This is a genomic window from Bowmanella yangjiangensis, assembly GCF_017255015.1.
GTDB lineage: Bacteria > Pseudomonadota > Gammaproteobacteria > Enterobacterales > Alteromonadaceae > Bowmanella > Bowmanella yangjiangensis.
Map to the genome: position 1 here is coordinate 1 of NZ_JAFKCS010000518.1, position 539 is coordinate 539.

General features: G+C 62.7%; 2 protein-coding genes. Both read right to left on the bottom strand.

What is annotated here, in order from left to right:
- Positions 1-181: hypothetical protein (locus tag J0A65_RS25435; RefSeq protein WP_232850153.1), on the bottom strand; the 181-nt coding region annotated here is incomplete at its 3' end.
- A gap of 155 nt (positions 182-336) precedes the next feature.
- Positions 337-539 (bottom strand): hypothetical protein (locus tag J0A65_RS25440; RefSeq protein ID WP_232850154.1); only part of this gene is annotated, 203 nt, incomplete at its 5' end.

Consider the following 539-nt stretch of genomic DNA (forward strand, 5'->3'; position numbering starts at 1 on the left):
CCAGGCGCTTGAAGTTGCTGGCGAATAGGTGCACCGGGTTCTTTTCCAGGTCGGCCGCGCCGTTGTAGCTCATGTTGATGCTGGTAGCGGCCTGGCTCAGCGATGCGCCCAGGCCCATGGCACTGACCAGCAGCGCCGCACAGAAACGGCGGCCGAACTGACCGAACAGAGTCGATTGCATATTGTTTTCCTTATGGCAGAACGATGGTGGGAAAGCCGCGCGGATGCTGTTGTTGTTCGAACCTAGAGCGCGTCAGCAGCGGTACGCTAGCTGTTGTTGTGTTGACTGTTCAAGAAGGCTTGTGATGCAAAAAATGCAACGCGAGCGGGCTCGGCTCAGCGTGTGCGCGACAGGCTCGGCGCGTCGCCGCTGAAGAAGCGCATGCTCTGGCGCAGGTGTTGCAGGCAGGCCTGCCCGGCAACCGTGAGTTCGCGGCCCTTGTGGCTGAGGATGCGCGCGCGGGCATCGTGCAGGGCCAGGTTGGCCAGGGGCAGACGGCGGATGCTGCCGGCCTTGAGCTCGTCGCTGACCGTCAGCT